At 35.1% G+C, this 6,205-nt stretch carries 5 protein-coding genes; all 5 read right to left on the reverse strand.

Annotated elements, in window-relative coordinates:
• Window positions 1-94: 94 nt before the first annotated feature.
• Entirely contained in the window at window positions 95-730 is a 636-nt protein-coding gene (locus F0Q01_RS13590) for a hypothetical protein (RefSeq protein ID WP_090489949.1), read from the reverse strand.
• 2 nt (window positions 731-732) lie between these two features.
• Window positions 733-918 carry a hypothetical protein gene (locus F0Q01_RS13595; protein WP_090489951.1) on the reverse strand — a complete coding sequence of 62 codons (186 nt, stop codon included), beginning with the start codon at window positions 916-918 and terminating at the stop codon, window positions 733-735.
• Between the two features lie 137 nt (window positions 919-1,055).
• Window positions 1,056-1,796 carry a hypothetical protein gene (locus F0Q01_RS13600; protein ID WP_090489953.1) on the reverse strand — a complete coding sequence of 247 codons (741 nt, stop codon included), beginning with the start codon at window positions 1,794-1,796 and terminating at the stop codon, window positions 1,056-1,058.
• Window positions 1,790-2,311 (reverse strand): hypothetical protein, encoded by a 522-nt coding sequence (locus F0Q01_RS13605; RefSeq protein ID WP_090489955.1) that lies wholly within the window; start codon window positions 2,309-2,311, stop codon window positions 1,790-1,792. The genes F0Q01_RS13600 and F0Q01_RS13605 overlap by 7 nt, the downstream gene beginning before the upstream one ends.
• On the reverse strand, window positions 2,304-6,205 hold a 3,902-nt coding region (locus F0Q01_RS13610; protein ID WP_163927289.1), incomplete at its 5' end, for an RHS repeat-associated core domain-containing protein. The genes F0Q01_RS13610 and F0Q01_RS13605, both read right to left, overlap by 8 nt.

Below are 6,205 nucleotides of genomic sequence, written 5' to 3' on the forward strand. Positions count from 1 at the left end.
CCTTCCTCGTGCCACTTTATTCCTAGTGCTATCGCTTCATAATGAACCAAAGGGACGGGGTTGTGGTCCATTTCCTTGATGACTATGTTACTAGCTAATTCCATAACGAATCCAAAAACAAATCTAAACCTTCATAGTTAATTTTATCTGACCGACATGCTTTCATTATTGCATATGAATCTGTAAGTTTATTTCCATCCTTATCAACAATTTCAAACCAAAGATCCAAGCGATAATTGTTATTAATTCCAAAAGCTAAAATATCTTTAATATAACCAGTAATCACATCTATATTATTATCTAGCACAAATACATAATCAGGCTTATCGTCCAAAATTGATTCCATTATCGGTATTTCGTATTTCTTTATACCACTGTTTTTAGCATTAATTATATTTCTTATATATGTATCTCTTACCTCGAAATAATCATCTCTATTCAGATGACCACCAAGCATGCTTTTATCATACATTTTGTTATATGCTGTAAAATTGACATCATCGCATTCCAATTCAACACTATATATAAAACAGTATAAATCTCCTTGTTTACTTCTTTCGACATCACTTTTTCCGCAATCTATTTCTTTGTCGCCATAGTAATATCTTAGTTGATAATCCACCGATTCTTTGAAATATAGATTACTATTGCAATAAAAATAGTATCTTCGCAAAATCCAAACGATTACTATAATTGCTATTAATGTAAAACTTATTACTATTTTTTTCATAATCACTCTTCACACTCAAATTGTACCCAGCCTCTATCAGACCAATCATATATTCCATCTAAGTCCCCTGCCAAAGATGACATTATCGGATAATTTAATGAACCATATTCTGAATAACCTTTTCCATTAGTATCTCTATCATGACGCAGTTGCTTTTCATACCATTCATCACTTGATGAAAGATTCATCCAGTCCGGAGTATTATCTACTACATAATTCCAATAATCACTATGAGCAATTGCTTTATGACCAATGAACCTAGGGACGGGGTTGGTGTTCCATTATAAATGTGTCCATTTGCTTGGCTATGCTATAATTTATAGATTCAATGACAATCTATGTCGTTAAAAAATTTATCAATCAAAACCATTGTCTTCTTTTGATAGCTTATATATGCTAGATGTAAAACATCATAATCATTATAAAAAACATGGCCATCTTTAGTCTGTTTTTTCACTCCTACCTCAATCCCACCATTTCCTTTTTCAATTGTTACATTATCATTAGATTTAAAAAAACAAACTATTCCACCCGCTATTTTCATTAATATGTCTTTAATTTCATCAAAATCTCGATCAAACAATATTTCCATATTCTTCTTTATACAATTGTAAAAATCTTTGCTATCAGCATTAGCATCTACACTGTTTTCCAAGAAAAAAATGTCCCCATATCTTTGGTAATTGTCAGAAAAAAGCTCTATATCTCCTCTTTGAAAATCTTTTACATTTAGAGCATCGTCCATTATTTTATACCCAATAGTATTCATATATTCAGCAAACTTTTTCATTGCTGTTTCAAATGATAATTCATCTCTATACTCTGTATCTATCTTCTCCCCCATACATACAAGACTTATTTTCCCTTTATGTAATAAATCTTCATAAATATCAAACCTTTGAGCCTTCCCTCTAGTTTTCCTGTTAAATATCGCCAAATAATGTGTTAACTGCCCTTTTCTTATTGAATCACAATTGAATCCCCTGTTTTTCGCCTCTCCACCAATTATTCTATTTATTATCTCTTTTTTACTCTTATCCTTTATTATCATGCTTTCCCTTACCAAACAGCATCCTCGAAGTAATACCAGTTATCACAGATTTTCTCAGACCTATACATTATTTTTACTTTTTTAGGACGCCCATCATAGACATATACTCCATCCGTATCATCAACTGGATGACCATAATAATCAATTGCACAACCCTCTGGAGAATAATAAATTCCACACTGGAAATACTCTTCATCATCAGGTTTATCATTCAAAAATATAATTACTCTATCAACATATTCCTCACCATAGAACTCCTTATATTTTTCAACTGCCATATCATGTAATGAAAGATTATCATAAATCAATTCCACATTTTGAATATTGGGGCGTTCTCCCTTCCCCTCATATATTTCAATTTTATTATCCACACTTTCCAGTAATTCGTTTGAAATATTACTGAGATTCTCCTTATTTTGATTGACAAACTCTTTTAAATCAGGTTTTAACATTCGTCTTGTAAAAGATAATATTCCTATAATTGCTAAAACACTTACTAAAAAAAGAATAATATTTTTTCTCTTATTCATCGCAAAATCCTTCCTCGTGCCACTTTATTCCTAGTGCTATCGCTTCATGATCTTCTGGAGCATCTCCTAAATACGGAAGCATAATAAACATTGGTAAATGCCACGGATCATGCCTTTTAACCTGAACAGCGCCTCCTCCCGCATACAACATCACTGGATCAAAGTAATTTGCTCCTATATACGCATATGTTACGTTTCCTAAAGTAGATGCATTCATAACTACTCCATGATACAGGAAATATTCTGTTTCCCCTAAGTACTCCACATCAAACGCATCTTCCCATCTACGTTCTTGCTTTATATCCATTTCTCCGCCAGTTTTTACTTTATTGTAAAAAACAGTAGCACCATTTATATAGCTTACGTCAAATGCATTATCTAATTTCTCTTTTTGTATTTCTAACCACGCATCAACTTCCTCTGTATAATCGGGTAAATCTGATAGATTATCCTTATTTTCCTCCTGCATCTGTTCCAAAGTTATTCCCGGTCTTTCCTCACGTTCCTGCATATAGTTGTCAAATCCATCGCCAAAATAGTTAAATGTTGTAAAATTTTCTGTCGTTAAAATCAATCCACTATCCGCCAACGTTGGATATTTTCCATTACAATCCACATAATTTATAGGTCTATTCCAACAATATAAATAGTGATTTATAGAATCCGGTTTAGCTTTATAACCTCTAACCTTATCCTCGCTTACAAATCTGCCAGTTTTATCATCATAGTATCTCGCCTGAGCAAAATAGCTATCTGTCATCTCATCAAGCTGATATCCTGTGAAAGCAAGTGGCTGGATGATGTTGCCTTTCTTTATGTATGTTGGCTTTTCATGAATACCTGTTAGCGGATTTAGATTTCTTCCAAACTCATCATAAGCATAAGCTGAAGCCACAACTCCATCAGTGCCTGTCATGTACATTCCTGAACCTAGTTCATCTAACATACAGAAATAGTCTTCGTCAGATTTAGACATTGAAACCACATTGCTATCATATATGTAGGATTCTGTCTTACCATTTACAGAGCGCTCTAGCATGTTGTGGTAGTCTTTGGTTAAATCAAGCAGGAATTCTATCTGCTCATCAGGCTTGCTTATAGCCACTCGCTTTCCCATTCCATTGTAAGTATAAGTCGCTTCAGCATTTGTATTATCCACTACCTTTGCTAGCATATTTGTAGCATCAAAAGTAAAGGTCTTATTTAAGAGACCATTTTCATATTCAGCTATTCTGTTTCCACGTTTATCATATTCAAATGAAATAGCCTTAGAGTCATTAACTGATTCTATAAGTCTATCTAGTTCATCGTAGTTATAAGTTGTTTGAATGCCATTTTCTGTAAATGATGTTCTATTTCCAAAAGCATCATATTCGTATTTACGGATGAGCTCACCATCAAGACTTACCTCTGTAAGCCTGTTTTCCAAATCATATCCATAATTATAATCGCCAGAAATATTTTCTAAATCTCTTCTAAATCTATTTACTTCGGTTCGATTACCCCTACTGTCATAGCCATAGGTATACCTATCCATAAGCCCATTTGAATCGTACATTTCAAGAGACTTAAGCATACCGCCTATAAAGTAATCAAACTTTTGAGCATTTCCATTTGGAAGAGTCTTTTCAATCAATCTACCATACGCATCATAATCATAGCTTGTCTTTTCATTTCCGTTTACAAGCTCTCTTAGCTTTCTTTCATCATCATAGATATAATCAACTGTTCTACCATCTGGATAGACTATCTCTGTTCTTTCATTAAGCTTGCCATAATTATAAGAAACTGATTTGTTATTGTAATCATTTACAGATAAAACTCTTCCAAGAACATCTCTTTGAATAGAAGTTGTACCGAGCCAATCAGTAAACTCATTTAACCTTCCAAGTTCATCATAAGATAAAGCTACAGACTTACCATCGGCATAATCTACTCTTGTTACTCTTCCCAAATCATTGTAGCCATAAGCTGTAGAATAATTATCTCTATCTACTTTTGTAACAAGTCTTCCGTACTGGTCGTATTCATAGGTTTCCTTTTGTCCTAAGGCGTCTGTTACCTCTGTAAGCTGGCCTGCCAAGTTATAAGAGTAGATTGTCACATGGCCATCTTCTCCTACCTTTGGAAGTCTATCCTCTTTAGTCTCACTGGCATCAGCAAGTCCATCCACTCGATGGATGCTCTTTAGGTTATCCAGTGAATCGTATGTATAAACTGTCTCATTTGAAAGAGCATCTACTACACTTTTAAGGCGACCTGTAGCTGTGTAGGTATAGAGAGTATCTTTATCTGAATCTGAGACCTTTGTTGCTCTTCCCATAGCATCATACTCGTATGACACCGCTCTTCCATCAGTTCCATTTACTTTTTCAATTCTACTTAAAGCATCGTAGCTATATGAGATTTCATAGCCATCAGCAAATGTTCTTTTAGAAACTCTTCCGGCACCATCGTAAGAAAGCTCTTGCTCTAGCTTATCGCAAAAATAAATAGCTGTGAGCTTTCCGCCTCTTGTGTACTCAAATCTTCTTACTCTATTTGCTGCATCTGTGATGGTCTCTATATTTCCAAGCTTTGTATAGGTATAGCTTGTCTCATTTCCTAGAGGGTCTATCTCTTTTGTCACTCGTCCAAGGAGGTCGTATTCTCTAGTGCGCTTATTTCCCAATACATCAGTTACTGAAGTAACAAGACCAGTCTCATCATAAGTAAAGCTTCTAGTGTGACCAAGGGCATCTGTCTCCTTAGTAACACGATTCATCACGTCATACTCAAGAGCTCTTACTCTTATATCACCTATGTATTCAGCTACTACATTTCCATTTTTATCATAGTCATATCCCCTGGTTCTTCCCTCTGGGTCTGTGACTTTAGTAAGTCGCATAAGTGGGTCGTACTCATAAAGAATCACACCACCATTAGGCAAGCATACCTTTTCCTGCTTACCCATTACGTTATATTTAATTTCAGTAACTCGACCTGCCTGATCTACTACCCTAGAGACTTTTCCCATGACATTTATGTCAAAAGTCCTCTTGGTCTTATCTGGCTCTGTTACTGATGTGACCTTACTCGCAGCATCGTATGTATAAATACGCTCATTACCAAGGGCATCTACTGTCCTTGTGATTCTATCTGCACTATCATACTCAAAGGTAGTTACTTCTCCGCTAGGGCTTACGGTTTTGATGACACGATTAAGCTTATCATACTCATATGATGTCTTAACACCATCTGGGTCTTCTACCGTATTTACGTTACCTCTTTCATCATAAGAAAATAAAGTGGCTGCCCCATTTGCATTCTTTGCCTTCGCAAGATTTCCATTTTTATAGATAAATCTATTGGTCTCATTAAGTGGATTTCTTATTTCAAAAAGCTTGCCATCTAAATCATACTCATAGTGGTATTCCTCGCCCTTGGCTCCCTTTACAGCAAGTGGCTTACCATCTGCTCTATAGGTAATGCTTGTTTTATTTCTTAAAGCATCTACCACCTTTGTCAGATGGCCCTTATTATCATAAGAAAATCTTGTTGTATTTCCTCTTTTATCTGTATAGCTAGTCTTTTGATTTCTGTTGTTGTAGGTATATCTTTCCTCCCCATCATAGTAGGTAGTCTTTGTATGACGACCTAGCTCATCATGAGTATAGATGACCCTGTTACCATTCTGCTCTGTAGCAGTGCAGGTCTTTTTTTCATCATCATACTCATAAGTCATAACAGTCTCATCAGGGAAGCTCTGCTTTACAGTTCGTCCCTCACTGTCATACTCATTTGTGATAGATGTAATTCCCTTTGGATTAATCACATCCTTTATTCTATTTTCACTATCGTATGTAAATCTTCTTGTAGCTTGATCTGGTTCTTTGATCTCTACAAGTCTTCTAT

This window comes from Pseudobutyrivibrio xylanivorans (assembly GCF_010906925.1).
Taxonomy (GTDB): Bacteria; Bacillota; Clostridia; order Lachnospirales; family Lachnospiraceae; genus Pseudobutyrivibrio.